The organism is Rhizobium sp. WW_1 (assembly GCF_003610155.1).
Lineage (GTDB): Bacteria > Pseudomonadota > Alphaproteobacteria > Rhizobiales > Rhizobiaceae > Rhizobium > Rhizobium tropici_A.
In genome coordinates, this window is record NZ_RAIN01000020.1 from 59,275 (window position 1) to 81,174 (window position 21,900).

At 60.5% G+C, this 21,900-nt stretch carries 21 protein-coding genes; 9 read left to right on the forward strand and 12 right to left on the reverse strand.

What is annotated here, in order from left to right; translation table 11 throughout:
- Nucleotides 1-22: 22 nt before the first annotated feature.
- Together phnC and phnF are read right to left on the reverse strand one after the other, a co-directional pair.
- Nucleotides 23-820 (reverse strand): phosphonate ABC transporter ATP-binding protein, encoded by a 798-nt coding sequence (phnC, locus tag BJ928_RS33085; RefSeq protein ID WP_047635945.1) that lies wholly within the window; start codon nucleotides 818-820, stop codon nucleotides 23-25.
- Nucleotides 821-893: 73 nt separating this feature from the next.
- Nucleotides 894-1,664 (reverse strand): phosphonate metabolism transcriptional regulator PhnF, encoded by a 771-nt coding sequence (phnF, locus tag BJ928_RS33090; protein ID WP_052227954.1) that lies wholly within the window; start codon nucleotides 1,662-1,664, stop codon nucleotides 894-896.
- A gap of 434 nt (nucleotides 1,665-2,098) precedes the next feature.
- Between phnF and BJ928_RS33095 the strand changes: the two genes are divergently transcribed.
- From BJ928_RS33095 to BJ928_RS33125, 7 genes are all read left to right on the forward strand, one after another.
- The gene (locus tag BJ928_RS33095) at nucleotides 2,099-3,235 is read left to right on the forward strand and encodes a transporter substrate-binding protein (protein WP_047635946.1); all 1,137 of its coding nucleotides are present in this window, start codon (nucleotides 2,099-2,101) and stop codon (nucleotides 3,233-3,235) included.
- Complete coding sequence (locus BJ928_RS33100; RefSeq protein WP_047635947.1) at nucleotides 3,232-3,813, forward strand: ANTAR domain-containing protein; 582 nt, start codon at nucleotides 3,232-3,234, stop codon at nucleotides 3,811-3,813. Before BJ928_RS33095 ends, BJ928_RS33100 begins: the two co-directional genes overlap by 4 nt.
- Entirely contained in the window at nucleotides 3,813-4,661 is an 849-nt protein-coding gene (locus BJ928_RS33105) for an ABC transporter permease (protein WP_047635948.1), read from the forward strand. The genes BJ928_RS33100 and BJ928_RS33105 overlap by 1 nt, the downstream gene beginning before the upstream one ends.
- Nucleotides 4,661-5,581: an ABC transporter permease gene (locus BJ928_RS33110; RefSeq protein ID WP_047635949.1), complete on the forward strand. Its 921-nt coding sequence runs from the start codon at nucleotides 4,661-4,663 to the stop codon at nucleotides 5,579-5,581. The genes BJ928_RS33105 and BJ928_RS33110 overlap by 1 nt, the downstream gene beginning before the upstream one ends.
- 24 nt (nucleotides 5,582-5,605) lie before the next feature.
- Nucleotides 5,606-7,225 (forward strand): ABC transporter substrate-binding protein, encoded by a 1,620-nt coding sequence (locus BJ928_RS33115; protein WP_047635950.1) that lies wholly within the window; start codon nucleotides 5,606-5,608, stop codon nucleotides 7,223-7,225.
- Between the two features lie 77 nt (nucleotides 7,226-7,302).
- Nucleotides 7,303-8,247, forward strand: a complete 945-nt coding sequence (locus BJ928_RS33120) for an acetamidase/formamidase family protein (protein ID WP_047635951.1) — start codon at nucleotides 7,303-7,305, stop codon at nucleotides 8,245-8,247.
- Nucleotides 8,244-9,926 carry an ABC transporter ATP-binding protein gene (locus BJ928_RS33125; protein ID WP_047635952.1) on the forward strand — a complete coding sequence of 561 codons (1,683 nt, stop codon included), beginning with the start codon at nucleotides 8,244-8,246 and terminating at the stop codon, nucleotides 9,924-9,926. The genes BJ928_RS33120 and BJ928_RS33125 overlap by 4 nt, the downstream gene beginning before the upstream one ends.
- A 90-nt stretch (nucleotides 9,927-10,016) precedes the next feature.
- Here the strand turns inward: BJ928_RS33125 and BJ928_RS33130 are convergent, their stop codons facing one another.
- Nucleotides 10,017-10,661 carry a TenA family protein gene (locus tag BJ928_RS33130; RefSeq protein ID WP_047635953.1) on the reverse strand — a complete coding sequence of 215 codons (645 nt, stop codon included), beginning with the start codon at nucleotides 10,659-10,661 and terminating at the stop codon, nucleotides 10,017-10,019.
- Between the two features lie 5 nt (nucleotides 10,662-10,666).
- The gene (locus tag BJ928_RS33135; RefSeq protein ID WP_047635954.1) at nucleotides 10,667-11,509 is read right to left on the reverse strand and encodes a BtpA/SgcQ family protein; all 843 of its coding nucleotides are present in this window, start codon (nucleotides 11,507-11,509) and stop codon (nucleotides 10,667-10,669) included.
- 26 nt (nucleotides 11,510-11,535) lie between these two features.
- Here BJ928_RS33135 and BJ928_RS33140 point away from each other — a divergent pair, with 26 nt between their 5' ends.
- Nucleotides 11,536-12,438, forward strand: coding sequence for a PfkB family carbohydrate kinase (locus tag BJ928_RS33140; protein ID WP_047635955.1), 903 nt, complete (start codon nucleotides 11,536-11,538; stop codon nucleotides 12,436-12,438).
- A 2-nt stretch (nucleotides 12,439-12,440) separates the two neighbouring features.
- Here the strand turns inward: BJ928_RS33140 and BJ928_RS33145 are convergent, their stop codons facing one another.
- The 7 genes from BJ928_RS33145 to BJ928_RS33175 all read right to left on the reverse strand — a co-directional run bounded on the left by BJ928_RS33145 (nucleotide 12,441) and on the right by BJ928_RS33175 (nucleotide 19,358).
- Nucleotides 12,441-13,211, reverse strand: coding sequence for a glutamine amidotransferase (locus tag BJ928_RS33145; protein WP_047635956.1), 771 nt, complete (start codon nucleotides 13,209-13,211; stop codon nucleotides 12,441-12,443).
- Nucleotides 13,212-13,228: 17 nt separating this feature from the next.
- Nucleotides 13,229-14,305 (reverse strand): phosphotriesterase, encoded by a 1,077-nt coding sequence (locus BJ928_RS33150; RefSeq protein ID WP_047635957.1) that lies wholly within the window; start codon nucleotides 14,303-14,305, stop codon nucleotides 13,229-13,231.
- Nucleotides 14,305-15,309 carry an ABC transporter permease gene (locus BJ928_RS33155; RefSeq protein WP_047635958.1) on the reverse strand — a complete coding sequence of 335 codons (1,005 nt, stop codon included), beginning with the start codon at nucleotides 15,307-15,309 and terminating at the stop codon, nucleotides 14,305-14,307. The genes BJ928_RS33150 and BJ928_RS33155 overlap by 1 nt, the downstream gene beginning before the upstream one ends.
- Nucleotides 15,306-16,112, reverse strand: coding sequence for an ATP-binding cassette domain-containing protein (locus tag BJ928_RS33160; protein WP_047635995.1), 807 nt, complete (start codon nucleotides 16,110-16,112; stop codon nucleotides 15,306-15,308). The genes BJ928_RS33155 and BJ928_RS33160 overlap by 4 nt, the downstream gene beginning before the upstream one ends.
- Nucleotides 16,112-17,062: a substrate-binding domain-containing protein gene (locus tag BJ928_RS33165; protein ID WP_047635959.1), complete on the reverse strand. Its 951-nt coding sequence runs from the start codon at nucleotides 17,060-17,062 to the stop codon at nucleotides 16,112-16,114. Before BJ928_RS33165 ends, BJ928_RS33160 begins: the two co-directional genes overlap by 1 nt.
- Before the next feature lie 20 nt (nucleotides 17,063-17,082).
- Nucleotides 17,083-18,120, reverse strand: a complete 1,038-nt coding sequence (locus tag BJ928_RS33170; RefSeq protein ID WP_047635960.1) for a LacI family DNA-binding transcriptional regulator — start codon at nucleotides 18,118-18,120, stop codon at nucleotides 17,083-17,085.
- Nucleotides 18,121-18,323: 203 nt separating this feature from the next.
- A complete protein-coding gene (locus tag BJ928_RS33175) occupies nucleotides 18,324-19,358 on the reverse strand; it encodes a 4-hydroxythreonine-4-phosphate dehydrogenase PdxA (protein WP_047635961.1) in 1,035 nt (344 codons plus the stop codon).
- Between the two features lie 182 nt (nucleotides 19,359-19,540).
- Between BJ928_RS33175 and BJ928_RS33180 the strand changes: the two genes are divergently transcribed.
- The gene (locus tag BJ928_RS33180; RefSeq protein WP_052227955.1) at nucleotides 19,541-20,239 is read left to right on the forward strand and encodes a GntR family transcriptional regulator; all 699 of its coding nucleotides are present in this window, start codon (nucleotides 19,541-19,543) and stop codon (nucleotides 20,237-20,239) included.
- A gap of 173 nt (nucleotides 20,240-20,412) precedes the next feature.
- Here the strand turns inward: BJ928_RS33180 and BJ928_RS33185 are convergent, their stop codons facing one another.
- Nucleotides 20,413-21,891 (reverse strand): amidohydrolase family protein, encoded by a 1,479-nt coding sequence (locus BJ928_RS33185; protein ID WP_047635962.1) that lies wholly within the window; start codon nucleotides 21,889-21,891, stop codon nucleotides 20,413-20,415.
- Between the last annotated feature and the right edge of the window lie 9 nt (nucleotides 21,892-21,900).

The window sequence follows — 21,900 nt, forward strand, 5'->3', positions numbered from 1 at the left end:
CGATGTTTTCAAAAATGGAGCGTCAGCCGGACGCGGCTTCAATGTCGACGGATGTCACCGCTTCGCTGACGTCATGCTCCTCGCCGCCTGCGTAGATCAGGCGCAATGCGGCGCGGTCGAGGGCTGCGGCCGGACCATCGAAGACGATCCTACCGTTCGCCATACCGATCACGCGGTCGCAATATCTACGCGCCGTGTCGATCGTATGCAGATTGCAAAGGACGGTGATCCCGTCCTCGCGATTGATTGATTTCAGCGCGTCCATGACGATCGCCGCGCTCTTGGGATCGAGCGAGGCGATCGGCTCGTCCGCGAGAACGAGTTTCGGCTCCTGCAGCAATGTGCGGGCGATAGCAACACGCTGCTGCTGGCCGCCGGAAAGACTGTCCGCACGCTGGTTCCAGGCATGGGCAATGTCCAGGCGATCCAGCGCCTGCACGGCAAGCACTCTTTCGCGCACGCCGAAATGCTTGAAAAGGAGTGGCAGTACCCCGCGCTGGCTTGCCCTGCCAAGCAGCACATTGGTCAGCACATCCAGCCGTCCCACGAGATTGAATTGCTGAAAGATCATGCCGCATTCGGCTCGCCACTCGCGAAGTGCGGCACCTTTCAACGTCGAGATATTGCGGTTGCCGAAAAGGACATCGCCGATGGTCGGCTCGGTCAGTCGGTTAATCATCCTCAGAAGCGTCGACTTGCCGGCGCCGGAGCGACCGATGACGCCAATCATCTGTCCTTGCGGAACGCTAAGATCAACGCTGTCGACCGCGCGCTTGTCGCCAAAATTCTTGCAGAGGCCCCTAATCACCAGATCGGCCATCAGCGTGTCTTCCACGCCTTCGAAATTGCAGCGGTGACACGGTGAAAAGCAGGATTACCTGACATGGGTCCGCTCATTTCGAATGCCTGTCAGCTGCGTTTCCGGCCGTCATATCGTTGATCTCCAGCGTGTTGTCGATGGTGAATTGCACCCGGTCGCCGGCCCAAACGACCTCGGAATAAGCGATTGGAACCCCTTTCGTATCCGCATCGATCTTGTGAGTGACCAGCACCGGCTGTTGTGGCGGCAGGCGTAAGACGCGCGTGACTTCGGCTAGCGGCATACGCGTCGAAATGACTGTCTTCAGTCGGAAATAGTCATGCACGCCGTACGTGGCGTAAATCTCGGAAAGCCGGCGCAGACTACGTCGCGCCTTGTCTATGTCGGGAAAGCGGTCAACAGGGTGATAGGCGGTGGAGATGCTGATCGGAATATCGTCGGCAAAACCGTAACGCACGATCCGATAAACCGCGGCCCCCTCCTCGATGTTCAAGGCCTGCGCCACCGTGGTCGACGCGGCAACGACTTCTTCGCTGACGGGCTGGTCGGTCGAGGCGCGTCCCTGCTCGCCAATGTTGCGGGACACGCGGGTCCGAAGCGAGATCTTGTAGTCAATGACATCGGCGCGCTGGACAAAGCTGCCTTTGCCGCGCTCGGTGCGAATGAGCCCGTGGGCCGACAGCTCCGATAATGCGCGGCGGACGCTATGACGTCCTCCGCCCAGACGTTCCATCAGGTTAGGCTCGCTGGGAAGCAGGCTCCCGACCGGGTAGACGCCGGCTTCGATATCACCGCGCAGCCTTTCGGCCAGATCTTCCCATCCAATTGCAGGGTTTCTACTCAAAGACCGAACTCATTCGAATGTTGATTAAAGCCATTCGAATGAGTATGCGCATCAGGTGACAGTCGCATGACGGCTGCGAGAATATTTTGTCATGTCGCGACAGATATCGAACCGAGTGCGCAACAGCTTCTATGATCTCGCAGAGTTCGTGCGGCGCGAGCCGCCTGCCGCTATCTTTGACGAATGAGAAGCCAGCGCTCAAGACCTGCATCGCGGGGCTCGGCACACCGTCGACATGGCTTGTACAGCCCATCCCGACAGCGTGGCTTCCGACTTGACAAACCTAAATTGACCGTATTTTAATCACGCTCAAGATATGAGCAGGTCAGCTGCTCTGCTTGTTTACATGACTTCGTTTGTCGAAGGGCAATAGCGCCCCACAACGCCCCGGCTTCCGGGATCCGCGTTGTGGGATTTTTTGTTTTGGGGTGTTGATGCAAGACGTCATGAAGATCGGCATTCTCTATTCGACCACCGGGCCATACGGCTCGCTGGGACGCGAGGCCCGCCTGGGCGCCGAATTCGCTCTGCACGACTACCGTCAAAATGGCGGCGACAAGGCGGAGCTGGTCTTCTTCAACCCGCATGCGGACCTTGCGGCCTATCTCGAAGGCGCCCGAAGCCTTATGCGCGACAGCGGCTGCCGCCATATCGTCGGCACCATCACCTCCGCCGCGCGCAAGGAAGTCATTCCTCTTGTCGAAAAACACGATGGCCTGCTCTGGTACATGTGCCCCTACGAAGGCTTCGAAGCCAACGAAAACGTCATCTACATCGGCGCCTGTCCAAATCAGCATCTGATCCCGTTATTCGAACATCTGATCCCACGCCATGGTTCCAGGCCCTATCTCGTCGGCGCCAACTATGTCTGGGGCTGGGAGATGAACCGGCTTGCCCGCGAACTGATCGTCAATGCCGGCGGCACTATCCTAGGGGAGCGCTATTTGCCGCTCGAGGAGACATCGGTCGAGCGCATCATCGCCGACATCGCGGAGAAGAGGCCAAGCTTCATTCTCAACAATCTTATCGGTCCATCGAGCTACGCATTCCTTGCGGCAATAGGCGAGCTTGCCAAGAGCGATCCGGCCTTCCTTCCGGAAAACTGCCCCGTTGCCAGCTGCGATCTGACGGAGTGCGAATTACAGGATATTGCCGGCGGCGCCGTCGGTCAGCTTTCCGCGCTCTCCTATTTCGACGGGCTGGACACCAGCGAGAACCTCGCCTTCAAATCCCGCCTGAAAGCATGGCGGCCAGAGACCGGCAAGGTCTCCACCATGTTTGCCAGCTCCTATACGGCGGTCGCCCTTTGCATTGCCGCGATCGAGACATGCGGCAGCGACGATCCGATGATGGTCAGGCAGGAGATCGTCTCGCGCGCCTGGCCGTCGGTTCTCGGCAATCTGATCGTCGATCCGACAACCAACCATGCCGCCCTGCCCTTCTATCTCGGCCGTATCAATCCGGAACTGGGGTTCGATCTCATCGCATCGGAGCCCGCCATCCCGGCTGACCCCTATTTGATCACGAGCAGGCAGAAGCCGGTTCGGCATCTCCGCGTGGTGCAGTCATGAAGGGCACTCCCAATTTCGCCGGATGGCGCGTCACGATCCTTGCGGAAGACGACAGCAATACCGAGAGACTGAACCGCCAGCTCATCGTTCTCGGCATGCGGGCAACCCGCCAGTGGACGCCGATATCCGTCGGTGAACTGCCGGATCTTGTCATCGTCGACGTCGACCGCGGATGGGACGAACTGATTCCGTGGAGCGACGACAAGCCGCTGCGTCCCGTCGTTGCCGTTCTCGGTTCCGAAGCACCCGGCCGCATCGCATGGGCTCTGCGCCAGGGCGCGGGCGCAATCATTCCCAAACCGGTTTTGGCATCCGCCGTCTTTCCCGCGCTCGTGCTGGCGGTGTCGATTCATGAGGAACGGATCAGGACGGCCGGTCACATCGCGCGCCTGGAGGAACGGCTGAAGCTCAGGCCCGTCGTCTTTTCGGCGATCGAGAAGCTAAAAGCGGAACGTCAGATCGACGACGAATGCGCCTATGCCATTCTGCGAAACTGCGCCATGCGCCGGCGTCTTCCGGTTGAGCAAATTGCCGCCTTCTTTCTGGTCGGCTCCGAAACATTGTCCGAGGTCGGCTGATGCGGGTATTGAAGGAATTATGCCGGCAACCCGCTGGGTTGTTCGGCCTCATCATCGTCGTCGCCGTCGTGGCCATGGCCATTGCCGCACCTTGGCTTGCGCCCTTCGACCCTGACAACCAGATGTTCGATGGCCTCACTCTCGAAGGCGCGCCCATGCCGCCGGGAGGCCAGTTCCTGCTCGGCACGGACACACTGGGACGGGACCTGCTGTCACGGCTGCTGTTCGGCGCAAGAACATCGCTGGTGATCGGCCTCGTCGCCAACGGCGTTGCCGTCGCCATCGGCCTCTTCGTCGGCGTCATGGCCGGCTATCTGCGCGGCTGGGCCGGCAGCCTATTGATGCGCTTTACCGATCTCATGATGGCGTTCCCGGCGCTACTGCTTGCCATCGTGCTCGCCGCAATCCTGAAACCGAGCCTCTGGATCGTTGCCATGGTCATTGCGCTGGTGAACTGGGTGCAGGTGGCGCGTATCGTCTATACCGAAACCCGCGCACTGGTGGAGCGGGATTTCATCATGGCCGAACGGGCACTCGGCGCCGGTCATGCCCGCATCGTCGTCCTTCATATTCTGCCGCATCTGTTGCCGACGGCCATCGTCTGGGGAACGCTCGGCATCGCAACCACGGTTCTGCTCGAGGCGACGCTTTCCTTTCTCGGGGTTGGCGTCCAGCCGCCACAGCCGTCCTGGGGCAATATCATTTTCGAAAGCCAGAGCTATTTCCAGGCAGCTCCCTGGCTCGTCTTCATCCCCGGCGCCGTCATTCTACTGACCGCGCTTGCCTTTAACCTCGTCGGTGATGCCCTGCGCGACATTCTCGATCCGACCCAGAGAGGCAGAGGCTGATGCTGAACGTTTTTGCAAGGCGTCTCGTTCAATCGGCGCTCATCCTCCTCGGCGTCGCGGCCATCACCTTCATCCTGCTCTATGCCTTGCCCGCAGATCCCGCCCGCATGATTGCCGGCCGCAGCGCCACACCGCAGACGGTGGAGAACATCCGCCGCGAACTCGGGCTCGACCAGCCGCTGCTGACACAGTTCCTGTATTATCTGAACGGCCTGCTGCATGGTGATCTCGGACGCTCCTATGCGCAGAAGACGCAAGTGATGACCTTGATCCTGGCGCGGCTGCCGGCAACAATTACCTTGATGGCTGCAGGTATATTCGTCGAAGTCCTGCTCGGCCTCACGCTCGGCATTATCGCAGCGCTCGATCGCGGCGGCCCGACCGATCGACTTGTCATGGCATCAGCCTTCGTTGGCGTGTCGGCACCGCAATTCGTCGTTGCCTTGCTGCTGCTCTATCTCTTGGCGGCGACGCTCGGCTGGTTTCCGATGAGCGGCTACGGCAGCTTCTCCAACATTGTGCTGCCGGCCGCCACGCTCGGCCTTCTCGGCGCCGGCTGGTATGCCCGCATGGTCCGCTCCGCCATGATCGACGTGCTGAACCAGGATTTCATCCGCACGGCGCGCGCCAAGGGCCTGTCCGGGCGGCGCATCATCCTGCGCCATGCGCTGCCGAACGCCATCCTGCCCATCATCGCCATGATCGGCATCGACATCGGCCAGTTCATGGGCGGCGTCGTTGTGGTGGAAGCAGTCTACGGCTGGCCCGGCATCGGGCAACTGGCCTGGCAGGCGATCCAGCAGGTCGACATCCCGATCATCATGGGGGTCACACTCACCTCCGCGCTCGCCATCATCCTCGGAAATCTGGCGGCCGATCTCATCGCGCCGCTGATCGATCCGCGTATCCGCTCGCATTGAACCACGAAAAAGGGGAACTGATCCATGTTCAAAAGCTGGTTATTGAGAACGACGACCGCTGCCATGCTGGCATTCATGCCACTGGCAGCCCATGCCGCCGATCAGCCGACGCAAGGCGGCGACATCATCGTCACCTACAAGGACGACATCACGACGCTCGACCCCGCCATCGGCTACGACTGGGTGAACTGGTCGATGATCAAGAGCCTGTTTTCCCGCCTGATGGACTACGAGCCCGGCACGGCCAAGCTTGTCCCGTCGCTTGCCGAAAGCTTCACCGTTTCGCCTGACGGCCAGACCTATACGTTCAAGCTGCGCAAGGGCGTGAAGTTTTCCAACGGCCGCGAACTCGTCGCCTCCGACGTCAAATATTCGATCGAGCGTGCGGTCAATCCGAAGACGCAAGGCCCCGGCGCCGGTTTCTTCGGCGCGATCAAGGGCTATGACGACATGGCAGGCGGCAAAGCCGACAATCTGCCGGGCATCGAAGCTGCCGACGCCGGCACGGTCGTCTTTCATCTGAGCCGCCCCGACGCGACCTTCCTGCATGTTCTGGCGATCAACTTCGCCTCGGTCGTGCCGAAGGAGGCGGTGGAAGCCGCCAACGGTGATTTCGGCAAGCATCCGGTCGGTTCCGGTACCTTCACCCTCAAGGACTGGACGATCGGTCAGAAGCTCGTCTTCGAACGCAACAAGGACTATTTCGTCAAGGACGTGCCCCATATCGACAACTTCACCGTCGAGGTTGGGCAGGAGCCGCTGGTCGCGCTGCTGCGCCTGCAGAAGGGCGAGGTCGATATCGTCGGCGACGGCATTCCGCCGGCCAAGTTCCTGGAAATCAAGAATTCGCCTGATGGCGCGAAGATGATCGTTGACGGCGAGCAGCTGCATACGGGCTACATCACGCTCAATACCAAGGTGAAGCCCTTCGACAATCTGAAGGTCCGCGAAGCCGTCAACATGGCCGTCAACAAGGATCGCATCACCCGCATCCTGAATGGCCGCGCAACACCGGCAAATCAGGTGCTACCGCCGCTGATGCCGGGATACGACAAGTCGTTCCAGGGTTTTGCCTATGACGTGAAGAAGGCAAAGGCATTACTTGCCGAGGCCGGCTATCCCGACGGCTTCTCGACCGTGCTTTATTCGACCAACACCGATCCGCAGCCGCGCATCGCCCAGTCGATCCAGCAGGATCTGGCCGCGATAGGCATCAAGGCCGAGGTCCGTGCGCTTGCACAGGCCAATGTCATCTCGGCTGGCGGCACGGAAGGCGAAGCGCCGATGATCTGGTCCGGCGGCATGGCCTGGATTGCCGATTTCCCGGACCCGTCCAACTTCTACGGTCCGATCCTCGGCTGCGCCGGCGCTGTTCCCGGCGGCTGGAACTGGTCCTGGTATTGCAACAAGGCGCTCGATGAACGGGCAGTCGCCGCCGATTCAATGTCGGACCCGGCCAAGGTTGCCGAGCGTCAGGCAGCTTGGGGCAAGATCTTCACCGACATCATGGCCGACGCTCCCTGGGTGCCCGTCATCAACGAGCGGCGCGTCGTGGCAAAGTCGCCGCGCATGGGCGGTGCCGACAGCATCTATGTCGATCCGACCCGCGTCATCAATTACGACGCGATCTTCGTGAAGCAATAAATTCAAGCAATGAGGCCGCTCCCTCAGCATATGGGGGAGCGGGATGACATTCAGCGGTTTTGACCCCGGAGACTTTCATGTGCATCGCCTGCACCCACACGATTCATCGCGCACAGCATAATTTCGGCTGGAACAAGGATTTTCCACCGGCGCTGACGGCAAAGGCCGGTGAGACCATCCTGTTCGAATGCCTGGATTCCTCCGGCGGACAGCTCGGCGCCGATGCGACCCTGGAAACCTTGACCAATCTGGATTTCGGCAAGATCAACCCGGTGTCCGGGCCGGTCTATGTGGAGGGCGCCGAACCCGGCGACGCCCTGAAAGTGACCATCCGCAAGTTTCACCCGATCGGTCATGGCTGGACAGCGAATATTCCGGGTTTCGGCCTGCTGGCCGATCAGTTCAAGGAACCGGCTCTGCATGTCTGGAAGTACGACAGCGTCACCATGGCGCCGTCGGCTTTCGGTCCTGGCGGCCGCGTACCACTGAAGCCTTTTACCGGAACGATCGGCGTCGCTCCGGCTGAGCCCGGACTGCATTCCGTCGTGCCGCCGCGGCGGGTCGGCGGCAACATGGACATTCGCGACCTGACCACCGGCGTCACGCTCTATCTGCCAATCGAAACGAAGGGTGCTCTTTTCTCGGTCGGGGATACGCATGCCGCTCAGGGCGACGGCGAAGTCTGCGGCACAGCGATCGAAAGCCAGATGAACGTCGAATTGACGCTCGATCTCGTCAAGGGCGCCAATCTCAAGACCCCGCGCTTCACGACCACCGAGCCCGTCACCAGACATCTCGACGGAGCCGGCTACGAAGTGACCACCGGCATCGGCCCGGATCTGATGACCGGCGCGCGCGAAGCCGTCATGCGCATGATCGACCTTCTTACGGCCGAACATGGCCTCAATCCAGTCGACGCCTACATGCTCTGCTCGGTTTGCGGCGACCTCAGGATCAGCGAAATCGTCGACATGCCCAACTGGGTCGTCTCCTTCTACTTCCCAAGGATCGTCTTCGCGTGAACAGTCAAAGCGGCCGTCCGGCGGTTCTCTCCGTCCGCAACCTCACCGTCGATGCGAGAACTCCGGAAGGGTTGAAGCGCATTCTCGACGATGTGAGCTTCGATCTCGAACCCGGCAAGACGCTTTGTCTTGCCGGCGAATCCGGATCGGGAAAGTCAGTGACGTCGCTGTCGATCATGGGATTGCTTCCAAAGACCTCGCTCAAGGTCGCATCGGGCGAAATCCAACTGGAAGGCCGCAACATTCTCGGCATTCCCCATCGCGCGCTTCGCCAGATCCGCGGCGGCGAAGTAGCGATGATCTTCCAGGAGCCTATGACATCGCTCAATCCGGTGATGACGATCGGCGACCAGCTTGTCGAGGCCATTCGCGAGCATCAGGCTGACACCGCCGACAATGCTCGGCACACCGCAAAATCAATGCTCGATGCGGTTCAGATCAGCGATGCCACCAAGCGTTTGACGCAATATCCGCATGAGCTTTCCGGCGGCATGCGCCAGCGCGTGATGATTGCGATGGCTCTGTCGTGCCGCCCGAAAGTGCTGATCGCCGACGAGCCGACCACCGCGCTTGACGTTACCGTTCAGGCACAGATCCTGACGCTGATGCGCGAGCTTCGCAACGAATTCAATACCTCGATCCTGCTCATCACCCATGACATGGGCGTGGTGGCGGAAATGGCCGATCGCGTCGCGATCATGCAGCGCGGCCGCATCGTCGAAGAGGGCGATGCCGTCGCCATTTTCGGCACACCGAGCCAGCCCTATACGCGTGAGTTGCTGGCCGCCGTGCCGCGTCTCGGCGCCCATGCCGGCACGGATGAGCCGCCGCGTGTCTCGGATGCGCCAAGGAAGTCGGCACCTTCCGCCGCTATCCTCGATGTTCAAAAGCTGAGCGTGACATATGGTGCGAAGAGGGGCTTCTTCGGCAAGGGTGCGGGCAGCGCCCCGACCGTCAACGACGTCTCCTTCACCATCAAGGCCGGACAGACGCTCGGTTTGGTGGGTGAAAGCGGCTCCGGCAAGTCCACGACCGGCAAGGCCGTCCTCAACCTTATCGCCTTCGATGGCAGTGTGAAGATCGAGGGCCGCGAAGTCCAAGGGCTCTCGCCGACAAAAATGCAGCCGACGCGCCGCGCCGCACAGATGATTTTCCAGGACCCCTATGCCTCGCTCGATCCGCGCATGAGCGTCGGCTCGGCCATTGCCGAGCCTTTGGTGATCCATAAGGTCGGCAATGCATCGGAACGCAAGGATCGCATCGCTGCCCTGCTGAAGCGCGTCGGGCTCACGCCGGATGCCGCCACCCGCTATCCTCACGAATTCTCCGGCGGCCAGCGCCAGCGCATCTGCATCGCGCGGGCGCTGGCACTCGAACCGAAGCTCATCGTCGCAGACGAAAGCGTTGCCGCGCTCGACGTTTCCGTACGCGCCCGTGTTCTGGATCTGATGCTTGAGTTGCAGGAGCAGATGGGGCTTGCCTATCTCTTCATCTCACATGACATGGCCGTCATCGAGAAAATGTCGCATCACGTCGCCGTCATGCGCGGCGGCCGCATCGTCGAGATCGGCACGCGCCGCCAGGTTTTCGAGAACCCCGGCGATGACTACACCCGAAACCTGATGGCGGCCGTCCCCATACCGGACCCGACCTACTATAGACAGGCACGTCAAGGTTGAGCAAATATGCCGGCACTGCAGCGCCGGCATCTATTCGGCTGAAGATGTTGGCGCCTCGCAACCATCATTGGCACCGGCCTCATCTGGTCTCTACCAATATGCCGCTTCATGAAAATCGATCTCCAGGCGCTGCGCCCGCCCGAAGATCGCGCTCAACCGCTTGCGCTCGGCGGCATCCATGCTTCTTCCGGCCTCATCCAGCACCGTCTTCAACCAGCGCGCCTGGGCTTCGAATTCGGGCTCGGCATGAAGCCTGACCCATTCCTTAAGCAGGGGATCGCTGATCGCAGTCCGGTTCGCCTCACTCGACCAGGTCCAGTACATCCATTCCGCGGCAAACATCGCCGCAATCGTGTCGAGAAAGCCGCCATCGCGCGCAATTGACAGCATCCCGTCCCGGAAGGCTGCGACATCTTCCCGTGTTGTGTCATATCCCGTGGGATCGATACCGCGCTCCGCAAAGGTCTTTTCGAAGTAGGCGATCTGCTGGTTTGCGAGCGCATCGAGGACACCGATCAGCCAGCGCTTCTGCTCGATCGTATCGGCCTTTGCGGTGGCGTAGGAGAAGATCGCGATCGCCGTATCGACGAAAGCACCCTCGAAGACGAGATAGCGTTCGAAAGCTTCGTTCGCGAGACGATCGGCCTTGATATCCTCGACGAAGCGATGGCGCACCATCGCTTCGAAGACGCCGCGGTTTTCATCAAGCATCTGCTCGGACAGGGTTTGCGCCATGACCGTTACGCCTCAAGGCCAGGTCTTGCCGCCTCGACGAAGGCGGAGACACGGGCAGGCTCCACCGGGTTCCACCAGACGCCATCTTCTTTCAGCGACGAGGCGACGATGACGCCGTTGGTACGCTTGAGGATCTCGACGATATTGTCCTTGGTGACGCCGGAACCGACGAGCAGCGGCAGATGGGTGGCGGCACCGATCTCCTCGATCTCCTCGATCGTCGCGCTGTTACCGGTCCTCTGGCCGGTGGCGATCACGACGTCGGCGTCGAAGAAGGCGAGATCCCGCGTCAGCTCGTCGATTGTCCGGTCGGCGGTAATCGCGTGCGCGCCATGCTTGACGTGGCTGTCGGCAAAGACCCTGATGTGCTCGGCGCGCAGCAGCGAACGGTAGCGCATCGCCTCGGCGGCACGTCCCTCCATGAAGCCCTCATTGGCGACATAGGCGTTCGCCCATTGATTGACGCGGATGAAGCGCGCATTGCCGGCCATGGCGATTGCGAAGGCCGGAATGGGCGCGTTGGCAAGGACATTGATGCCAAGCGGCACGTCGACGGATCGAGCGATACGGTCAGTCACAACCGACATGAAGGCTGCGGTTTCATGGCCGATATCCTCGGGCTTCGAAAAGGGGATGTCTCCATGATTTTCGATGATCAGGCCATGAATACCACCCTTGACGAGCGCTTCGGCGTCGCGAATACATGCGTCGTAAATTTTATCCATCACCGCACCACGATAGCGCGGAGCACCAGGGAAAGGCGGGCAATGGATCATACCGATCAGCGCCTTGTCAGTACCGAAAATTTCCCGTATGGCGCTTGAAGCCCTATCCGATATTTGCTGCATTTCTCGTTCCTTTCTGAAGGTGTGCCATGCGTGCCTATGTCATCGGTAACGTCGCCGTCGACGAAACCATATCTGTCTTGTCCATGCCCGAAGCCGGCGCCTCGATCCTCGGCCGGGAAGAAACCCGCGACCTTGGCGGCAAGGGTGCCAATCAGGCGGTCGTGATGGGCCGAACCGGCCTTGCCACGACGCTGGTCACGGCCGTCGGCGAGGATTTTCGCGCCCAGACGATCCGCTCTCAGCTTGCCGCAGAGCCGGTCGACGCATGTCTCTTGGGACATCCAGACCGTTCCAGCGACTTCTCCATTATCTTCACGACGCCCGACGGCGAAAACGCCATCGTGACGACGACGGCCTCCGCCGAGGCCATGACGCTTGCCGAGGCGCTTGCGCCGCTCAAGGACGCCGCGGCCGGCGACCTCGTGGTGCTGCAGGGCAATCTCAGCGAAAGCGTTACCCGCGGCATTCTCGCCGAAGCCAGACAGCGTGACCTGACGACCGCCTTCAACCCCTCCCCGCTGCGGCCCTACTTCGCCGAGCTTTGGTCTTTCATCGACATCGCCTTTCTCAATAAGGGCGAAGCCGAAAGCCTCACCGGATCGTTTGGCGAGACCGCCATTCATCGGCTCGCCGAAGCCGGCGTGGCCCAGATCGTCCTGACCCTCGGCGGCAATGGTGCGATCCTTGCCGGCAGTGGCCATGTGCTGGCAACCGTCCCGGCACTCGCGACCGACGTCATCGATACGACGGGCGCAGGCGACACCTTCATGGCGGTGGCGCTTGCCTCGGCCGCACTGAGAGACACCACGCTCGATGCGAGAGCCATCCATCATGCAACGGCCGCCGCCGCCATCACCGTCAGCCGCCGGGGGACGCGTTCGGCCTTCCCCAGCAGCCGCGATCTCGCCCGCATCCTGGCCGGCGAATGAAGCTATTTCTCCTCGGTGAGCCAACCGAGGATGTTCTTCCAAAGACGCCCGTAGCCTTCCCATTCGCAAAAGGCGGGCGAGAGCCAGTGTGGGCCGATATCCGACGTCCAGGCAGCAGTCCTGCCCTTGCCGAACCGGCCGGTCACCAGCAGCGGATGCCCACCCTCGGAATCGGGTAATCGGGCGACGATTTCGACATCGTCCCGGTCACGCACCTCGACCTCGTTAACACCGAGTAGCAAGGGCCATTCGCCAGGAATGCCCGCAACAGTCGCGTGATCCGACTTGACGATGACCGGTGTCGTTCCCTCAGGGATTTCGACACGATCATCATAAGGAAGGCATGTGACCGGCAGCGTGTCCTCGACGGCGGTGCGGCGCCAGCGCGCCTTGCCATCGATCCCCTGGAACGAGAAATAGCCGCCGACCATCAGCAAGCCACCGCCCTTTTCGACCCACGCCTTCAAGAGTTTCAGCCGGTTCGGAACCGTCTTCGAATGCAACCAGACCGCCGGCGGAAGCAGCAGCGAATTGGCGCCGATATCGGAAAGGATGATCGCGTCATAGACATCCAGTCCGGCCATATCGAAGGGCAGTTGTTCGACCGCCTCATGGGCCGGCATATAGGTCAGCTCATACTGGCTGCCAGCGAGCGCCTTGACGAGCGGCTCGGCGCCGAGGTGAAACGTGACGCTTCCGAACTGGTCGAAGCCCTTGTAGTGCGTGGCGGAACTGACCCAGCTCTCGCCGACGAGAAGAACCTTCTTTGTCATGATGTTTCCATTTCTTTTTATGAAGTTGCAGCGGCCTCAAAGACCGATCTGGGATTGGCGCGCATGAAGATATCGAGCGTTGCATCGTCCAGCCCGTGGCGCTTCAGCCGCGGCAGGAAGTGACGCAGGACATAGGCGTAGCCGTTGCCCCCGTAGTGCTTCAGCATCATCTTCAAAAACACGTCGTGAGATAGAAGCAGGCGGTCGCGATGTCCCATCTCGACGAGCTTGACGAGCGCGCGTGCTGCCTCTTCGTCGCTTGGGCATTGCACCTGCTGATCGGCATAGAAGAGGTCCATGCCGATCATGTCGTATTCGAGGAAGGCGCCGCGTGCGGCAAGTTCCGACTGATAGGTGAGATCGTCATGCGACGGGTTCATATGGCAAAGTACCGTATGCCTGAGATTGCCGCCTTCCAACGCCACGATATCGAGAACCTTGTGGCCGAGACGATACCAGCCAGGAAGGTGAACCATCAGCGGCAGGCCGGTGCGCACATGTGCTTCCGTGGCGCCCCGCAGCGATTTCTCTTCCTCAGCCGTGAAGTCGGAAGAGACGCCGATCTCGCCGATCAGGCCGATCTTCACATCCGTACCGTCGGCGCCGACGGTTGCCTCGGACACGATCTCGTCGGCGATCTGAGCCGCCGACATCCCCGCGACCCTTTCAGGATGCGACGAGCCGAGGTAGAAGCCGGCTCCCATGACGATGTTCAGCCCCGTCGCCTTGGAGATGCGGCGAAGAGCCAAGGGATCACGGCCAATGCCCTGGCATGTGGGTTCGACGACTGTGCGGCCGCCGAGCCCGGCAAAGTCCTGAAGCTCCGTCACCGCAAGCTTTTCGTCATCCAACGTGATGTTGTGCTTGTTGACGAAAGGGTCCTGCCGCAGCTCACCCAGGATCTCCATACAGACGAAGCTCTCGGCAAGATATTGCCGATCAGGCGTCTTCGGTGCGTGCCACCAGCAACGGCAATCGTTGAGAATATGCTCGTGCATCAGGGTGACGCCGATGTCGGAAACCGGTATCGGCCCCGCAACGGTCATCACTTGTCCGGATCGAACATGACCAGGTGAAAGCTCATCTGTCGTCATCAGCTCTTCCTCCTGCCTGCCAGCCGGAAGTTGGTGGTGAAGATGCGCGTGTTCAGCCAGATGGCAACGAGGATAATTGCGCCTGTAACGATCTGCGTGAAGAAGGGCGAGATGTGCATCAGGATCAGACCATTGCCGATGACGGCGATAGTCATGGTGCCGAGAACCGTTCCGATCATCGTGCCGCGCCCACCCATCAGCGACGTGCCGCCAAGGACAACGGCGGCAATCACCTGAAGTTCGAAGCCAACAGCCGCATTCGACGAACCAGAGCCGAGACGCGCGGCAATCAGAAGACCTGCCAGTGCCGATGCAACGCCCGAGACAAGATAGACTGACGCAACGATCCATTTGGCAGGCATGCCGACGCGGCGCGCCGCTTCCATGTTCGATCCCACAGCCACGATCTGACGCCCGTACTTGGTGACAGCCATGACGACATAGCCGGCAATCGCGATGAGGATTGCGATCAGTGCCGGCACGGGGAAGCCAGCTAACTCGCCGCGCCCCATATAGAAGAAGCCTGGCTCGTTGTTGATCGGAATGGAGTAACCCTGGGTCAGATAAAGAGCGACGCCGCGCAATATGGAGAGACCGGCAAGGGTAACAATGAAGGCAGGAATGTTCTGGTAGGCGATAAACCAACCCTGCAACAGGCCAATGATCCCGCCGAAGGCGAGCATGCCAATCGACACGATCGGCCAGGGTATGCCTGTCGCCAATGTGATGGCGGCGACAGCATTAATGAGAGCCAGCATCGAGCCGACAGAGAGATCGATGCCACCGGTTACGATCACCAGTGTCATCGCAATCGCCACGACGAGGATGGGAGCGGCCTGGCGCACGATATTGAGGATGTTACCCATCGTCATGAAAGTGGTTGTCGTCAGTGAAAAGAAGACGAGGCATGCCAGGAAAAAGAAGGCGATCGACAGGACCTGCGCGTTTTCGCCCAGGAAATCCGATATCGGCGAGCCCTTGCTGCGTTCGGTGTAGACGGTCAATGTCTTTCTCCCCCGACGATGAGCTTGACGAGATCTTCAAGATTGGTCTTGCCGATATCGCGTTCGGCAACCTTGGTGCCTTCGTACATGACGGCGATCCGGTCGCAGACCCTGAACAGATCCTGCAGGCGATGGGTGATGAGAACGACGGACACGCCGCTTGCCTTGACCCGGTTGATGAGCGACAGGACGGCCTCCACTTCGGCGACGGCAAGCGCCGATGTCGGTTCATCCATGATCAGCACCCTGGGGCTGAACGAAGCAGCTCGCGCGATCGCGATCGCCTGGCGCTGGCCTCCCGACAACTTCTCGACCTTGGCCGAGAGACGCGGAATGCGGATCTCAAGCGCATCGAGCATCCTGCGCGCCTCGCTCAACATCCTCTGATGATCGAGGAACGGGCCTCTGGTGATCTCGCGTCCGAGAAAGAGATTGCCGACGACGTCGACGTGATCGCAGAGGCTAAGATCCTGGAAGACCATTTCGATGTGGCGATCGCGCGCATCGGCTGGCCCCGAAAAGCGGACTTCCTCGCCATTCAAAGAGATGGTGCCCTCATCCGGCAGATAGGTGCCGGAGATGATTTTTGTCAATGTCGACTTACCCGCCGCGTTATCGCCGACGAGGCCAAGGCATTCGCCGGGAAACAGATCGAGATCGACGCCACGCAGCGCCTGATGCGAGCCGAAGGTCTTGCGGATGCCGCGCAGAGATACAGCTGGCGTCACGGCGGACGAGCCGGAGGAATGCCGGGAGGCTTGCGCCTCCCCGGCTCCGGCATAAACAGGCCGGTTTTCCATCATCATTTGAAAACGGCCCGGTATGGGTCGACGTTCTGCTTCGTCACGATCGTGATCGGTACGGAGATGCTCTTTTCAACGCTCTGGCCGGCGTTGAGTTTCGCCAGGGCTTCGACGGCAGCCTTGCCCTCGCCTGCCGGGTCCTGTTGGACGACAGCGACGACATAACCCTGATCGAGACCGGCGATCGCCTGTGCGGTCAGATCCCAGCCGAAGACCTTGATCGTATCCTGCTTGCCCTGGCTTTGAACGGCAGCGATGGCGCCGAGCAGCGCCGGCTCGCCGGTCGCATAAATCGTCGTCATGTCCGGATTGCCGGTGATGAGATTTTCAGCGGCGGAAAGGGCATTGTCCTGGATATTCTGGCCGTCGACAACGCCAGCCGTTTCAATGCCGGCACCCTTGATAGCGTCCTCGAAACCCTTCTGGCGAACGTTCTGAATATAGGAGTTCAGGGCGCCGACGATGCCGACCTTGGCTTTGCCGCCCATGTTCTTCTTGACGTAATCGAGGTAGTAGGCACCGATATCGGCGCCGGCCTTGGCATTGTCGACGCCGATCTGCGACTTCTGCGGGCCGTCCGGCAAGATTGCATCGATGGCGACAACAGGAATGCCGGCATCAGACGCCTGCTTGACCGCCGGCATGATGCCGTTGACGTCGATCGCCACGACGATCAGCCCGTCGACTTTCTGCTGGACATAGGTCTCGATGGCGCTGTTTTGTGCGGCGGCATCATTGTTGGCATTGAAAATGACGAGCTTATCGCCCGAGGCATCCGCGGCCTTCTGAGCGCCCTCGTTGATCTGATTGAAGAAAAGGGCCTGCTGGTTGATCTGCACCAGTGCATAGGTCTTGCCGGCTGCATGGGCGAGTGGTGCTGCCATCGTCGCACCCGCGAGCGCGGTCAAGGCAAGGGCGGCGTTGAACGCCCGACGTCTCATCTGTTTCATGTTCTCATCCTCTGGTTTTGTTATCGTTGCTTGTTATGTGTCGAAGGCGGTGCAACGGATTTCCGCACGACGATTTCGACTGGCACGAGTTCCTCTGTGGCGAGCGATTTGCTCTCCTGCCAGTTTGTCTCAAGAAGAAGGGCGAGCGCGCGTTGCCCGATGGTGCGCACCGGCTGCCGGATAGCCGTCACGGGCGGCGCAAAAAGATGTAAGGGGCTGACATCGTCGAAGCCGATGAGAGACAGGTCCTCGGGGATCGAAATCCCCCTTTCCCTCAGGACTTCGATCATACCGATGGCGATTTCGTCGGAGCTGGCGAAAATGGCCGTTGCCGGCATGCCTTCGTCTAAGAACCGCCGTGCCATCTCCCGCCCACAAGCGATCGTATATTCACCGCTATAGCGCCGGATCGAGGCGGCATCGCCGAAGCGCTCCCGCAGCCCCTTGCATAATCCGTTGAAGCGCCGCTGCGTGCTGATCATCGCATCGGGGCCGCCGACATACAGCACCTGCCGATGCCCGAATTCCGCCAAGTGCCGGCCGGCGAGCTGGCCACCCTGAAAATTATCGCAAAAGAGCTTTGGGACGACGGCAAGCGGCACGTCTTCGTCGACGACGATGACCTTGCCGGTTCGATTGATGAGCTCTGCAAGCTCCCCGTCATCGGGATGGTTGGTAACGAAGACCAAACCATCGACGTGATTGTGCTCAATTAGTCTGAGATAGGCAACTTCACGGCCGGTCCTATTGAGCGTCGCATAGAGCGACACAGCAAGCCCCCGGTCGTTGGCCTCCTCCTCGATGGCGGCGACCATCGTTGCAAAGAACGGGTTGGCAATATCGGGAACCACCAGGCCGATCGTGTCCGAGCGGCCGCGGCTTAGACGTCGGGCATGGGGGTTCGGCTGATATTTGAGGGAGGCGATCGCTTCATCGATGCGCTGCTTGGTTGCCGCCGGTAGATCAAGCGAGCCGTTCAGCATGCGCGAGACGGTCGCCACCGATACGCCAGCGGCTTTCGCCACATCCTTCAAACCGGAGATCCGTTCGTTCGCCATGCTTTGTAAACCGCTTTAGTAAAACGCTTTAGTAAAACGCTTTACTGATCGTGATGGACATAATCACATCTGTCAAGCGCCGCAGAAGCGGTGCCGCGTGATTCACTCAGCGATGGAATGAATGGTGTTCGTAGACACGCGAGAGAGGCAATGGCTTATCTTGCCAAAGGTCGCCCTTGGCTGCGGTTATATCCCGCCCTTGATCATTCAAGGGCGCTTGGCCTCTGCTCCTGCCCAACCATGCGCGCCGCCAGCAATAAGGCCTCTTCGCTCGCGCCCACATTGGCAATGCCTTTGCCGGCGATGTCATAGGCCGTGCCGTGTGCCGGCGTGCAGACGGGGAACGGCAGCCCGCCAATCATGGTCACGCCGCGATCAAAACCCATCATCTTCATCGCGATCTGACCCTGGTCGTGATACATGGTCAGCACTGCATGGAAGCCGCCTTTCAGTGCCGTCAGGAACGCAGTATCGGCCGGAAACGGTCCCTCGACCAGCCAGCCCCTCGCGATACCCTTGGCGACAGCCGGCTCGATGATGTCGATTTCCTCCATCCCGAAGGTACCGCCGTCGCCGGCATGGGGATTGAGCCCGGCAACGGCAATCCTGGGCTCGGTGATCCCGGCCTTGATCAGGCATCTCCGCGTCAGATCGAGCTCGGCGAGGATGGCTTCCTGGGAAATGTGGGAGGCCACGGCCGAAAGCGGGATATGCGACGTCACGCGCGCATTCCAGATCTTTTCCAGCACGTTGAATTCCCGCATCTTTTGGCGATGCTGCAACACATCGGCGATGAAGCGGATTTCGTCGTCATAGCCCGGATAGGCAAGGCGCATGGCCTTCTTGTTGAAGGGCGTGAAGCATACCGCATCGACTTTGCCGTCACGGCCAAGCTCAAGGGCCTTGCGGAAGTTCTCGATGGCAAAGCGCCCGCCTGCAAGGGTCGCCTCCCCCTTGCTGACATCGCCCGGCGCCAGATTGCCAAGATCCACGAATGCGCGGGTTGCCTCCAACGTCCGATCGACTTCATTCACGGACACTGGCTGCAGCTTCAACTCTACTCCCGCCGCCGCAGCGCCCTCGTCAAGAACGCGTCGGTCTCCGATCACCACCAGCCGAGCAGTTTCGCCTACACGCTGCGATACAAGCAGCCGGGCCGCCAGTTCTGGACTAATCCCCGCCGGGTCGCCCATGACAAGGGCAATGAGAGGACGATGAACCGCGTGCATGTCATCCATTTTGTCTGCTCGATCTGGAGTGAATGCAGCAACGCTATCGGAGCAAGGAGGTGACGTCAAGCATTCTGTATACAGCATACAAAGTTCACAGCGGTGGCCACTGATGATCCCGGGCTGGACAGTGGTCGGTGGAAAAGATACGTCGAGGATGACACGCTACTTTGAAAGACCAGGGAGAGGACATGGTTGCAGGCTCCGACCCGCTTCCGAACATAACGGATGGATCGGCGAGCGAACTCGGTCCGATTGACCGCGTGCCTCTTCATGATGCGATCGTCAATCGACTGCGCGACATGATCATCGAAGGCGAGTTGCCGCCCGGTTCGCGCATTCACGAAACGCAAATGGGCCAACGGCTTGGCGTGTCGCGCACTCCCTTGCGCGAAGCAATTAAATTCCTCGCCAGCGAGGGGTTGGTAGAGCTCGTACCGGCCCGCGGGGCGGTCGTGCGTCAATTCAGCACCAAGGACATCAAGGACATGCTGCTTGTCCTAAAGACCCTCGAGATTCTGGCTGGCCGCCTCGCTTGCGAGCATGCAACCGACGGGCAGATCGCCCATATCCGATCCATGCATGATGAGATGCTCGGCCATTATCGCGAAGGCCGGCGCATGGAATACTACAAGCTCAACCAGGGCATTCACTCGGCCATCGCCGCGCTTTCCGACAATGAACCGCTGGCCTATACCCACGGCATGCTGCAGACGCGCCTGAAACGGGTGCGCTTCGTCGGGCACCAGGGCGAGGAAAACTGGGCCAAGGCGGTTGCGGAGCATGAGGAAATGATCGCGGCTCTCGAAGCGCGGGATGCGGCCCGCTTGTCCGAGATCATAGAGCGGCATCTGTCTGCCGCCTGGGAACGGGTCGAAGCCTCGATTTGACGGCCCACCGGCATGGCGTTGAAAACCATGCCCACCCTCATCTCCAAGTCCTTGTCCAGCGTCGCAAGGGAGTCCATGCGCCGCCCCGGTCGCGCAGCGGATCGTCGCCAACCCTTGACCAGTTGCGTAGAAGGCGAGCGAGAAGGAGCCGCCCTTACAATGCCGCTACGTCGCTATCGGCAATCCGGAGCTTGTGGCGGCAGTACGGGCTCGGCGAACGTGCGTTGCAATTTCCCCCAACCGGGATCATGCATATGGACCTGCAGACCAGCCCGCTCGACAAGCGCAAGCGCTTCGCGCTGGCCGAAATCGAGCGCCGCGTCGGTATCGACGGTCAACACCCTGCCAGCCTCCATCAGCACCTTACCGTCGACGATCACGGTATCGACATCGCTACCAAGTACCTGATGGACCAGGCGATGCACCGGCATCCAATTTGGCATCAGATGTGGCTTGCGCATGTCGACAATGGCAATATCCGCCTTCTTGCCGACCTCGAGCGAGCCAATCTCATGGTCCATGCCGATGACCTTGGCGGCATCGATGGTGATCATCTCGAAGATCTTGCCCGGCGGGAGCAGATAGCGATCATGATTATGCAGGATATGCTGGGTGGATTGAGCGATCCTTGCCGTCTGGAACATGTCGAAGTGCCGGCTCGGCGCGGCACCGTCGGAGGTGATCGCCAGCGGAATGCCTCGCGACATCATCTCAAGGATCGGCGTGGAGCGCCCGGGCGGCGCGTGGGTAACGTTCGTGCCGGTCTCTGCCAGGATATCCATCTCCTCATGCGAGATGCCCCAGCAATGCTGTAGATGAATATCAGGCCCGAGAAGCGCGTTTTCCTTGTCCTGGAATGCCATGCGGATCTGCCCGGCAAAGGCGTCGGAATGGATGCGCACGTTCCATTTGTGCGCCGTCTCCCGAACCCTGCGTGCCTGCAGCCGATCGTCTTTCGTTAGGTTCACGGCTTGGTCCGGGGTCGAGGCATTCGAGGGCTCGACGGACGGAACGATGGTAAAGGGAGTGAGGAACACCTTGATGCGTCCGCCCGCGCTGCCATCAAGCGCCTCGATCACGGTTTCCGAGCCTTCGATCATCTGCTCGAAGGTAACGTTGCGGCGCTCCGGCCTGCCGCTTTCCCATCGCGTGACGGGATGCGGCCAGGGCAGCCCGGAAGGGCCGACGCAGACGATCTCGCGCAGGCCGATCTCGGTGTAGGCGCGCGCATGGTTGATGGCAAAGACGGGATCGTCGCTGCGGGGCATAGAGGTGATGATGCTGGCACCCGTCGTCACGCCGGCGCGCAGCCGCTCAAGCCCCGACACAAGCCCATCCGCATACCAGAAGTCGCGCGTGATAAAGTGATAATAGGTCGGCGTGACCACGCGCATCCATAGGCCGTTGGTATCGGCGGCAATGCTGCGGATAAGCGCATGACCGGCGTGGCCGTGGGCATCGATTAAGCCAGGGATAATCAATTTCCCGCGACAGTCGATCACCTTCTTGTCTGAATGACGCGGCATCAGTTCCTCAGCCGCACCGATATCAACGATCCTGTCTGCCGAGATCGCCAAAGCACCATCCTCTATGATGCGACGTTCTCCATCGACCGTGACGATCGTCCCATGCACAAGTAGCAAGCCCTCCACCTTTCCCTC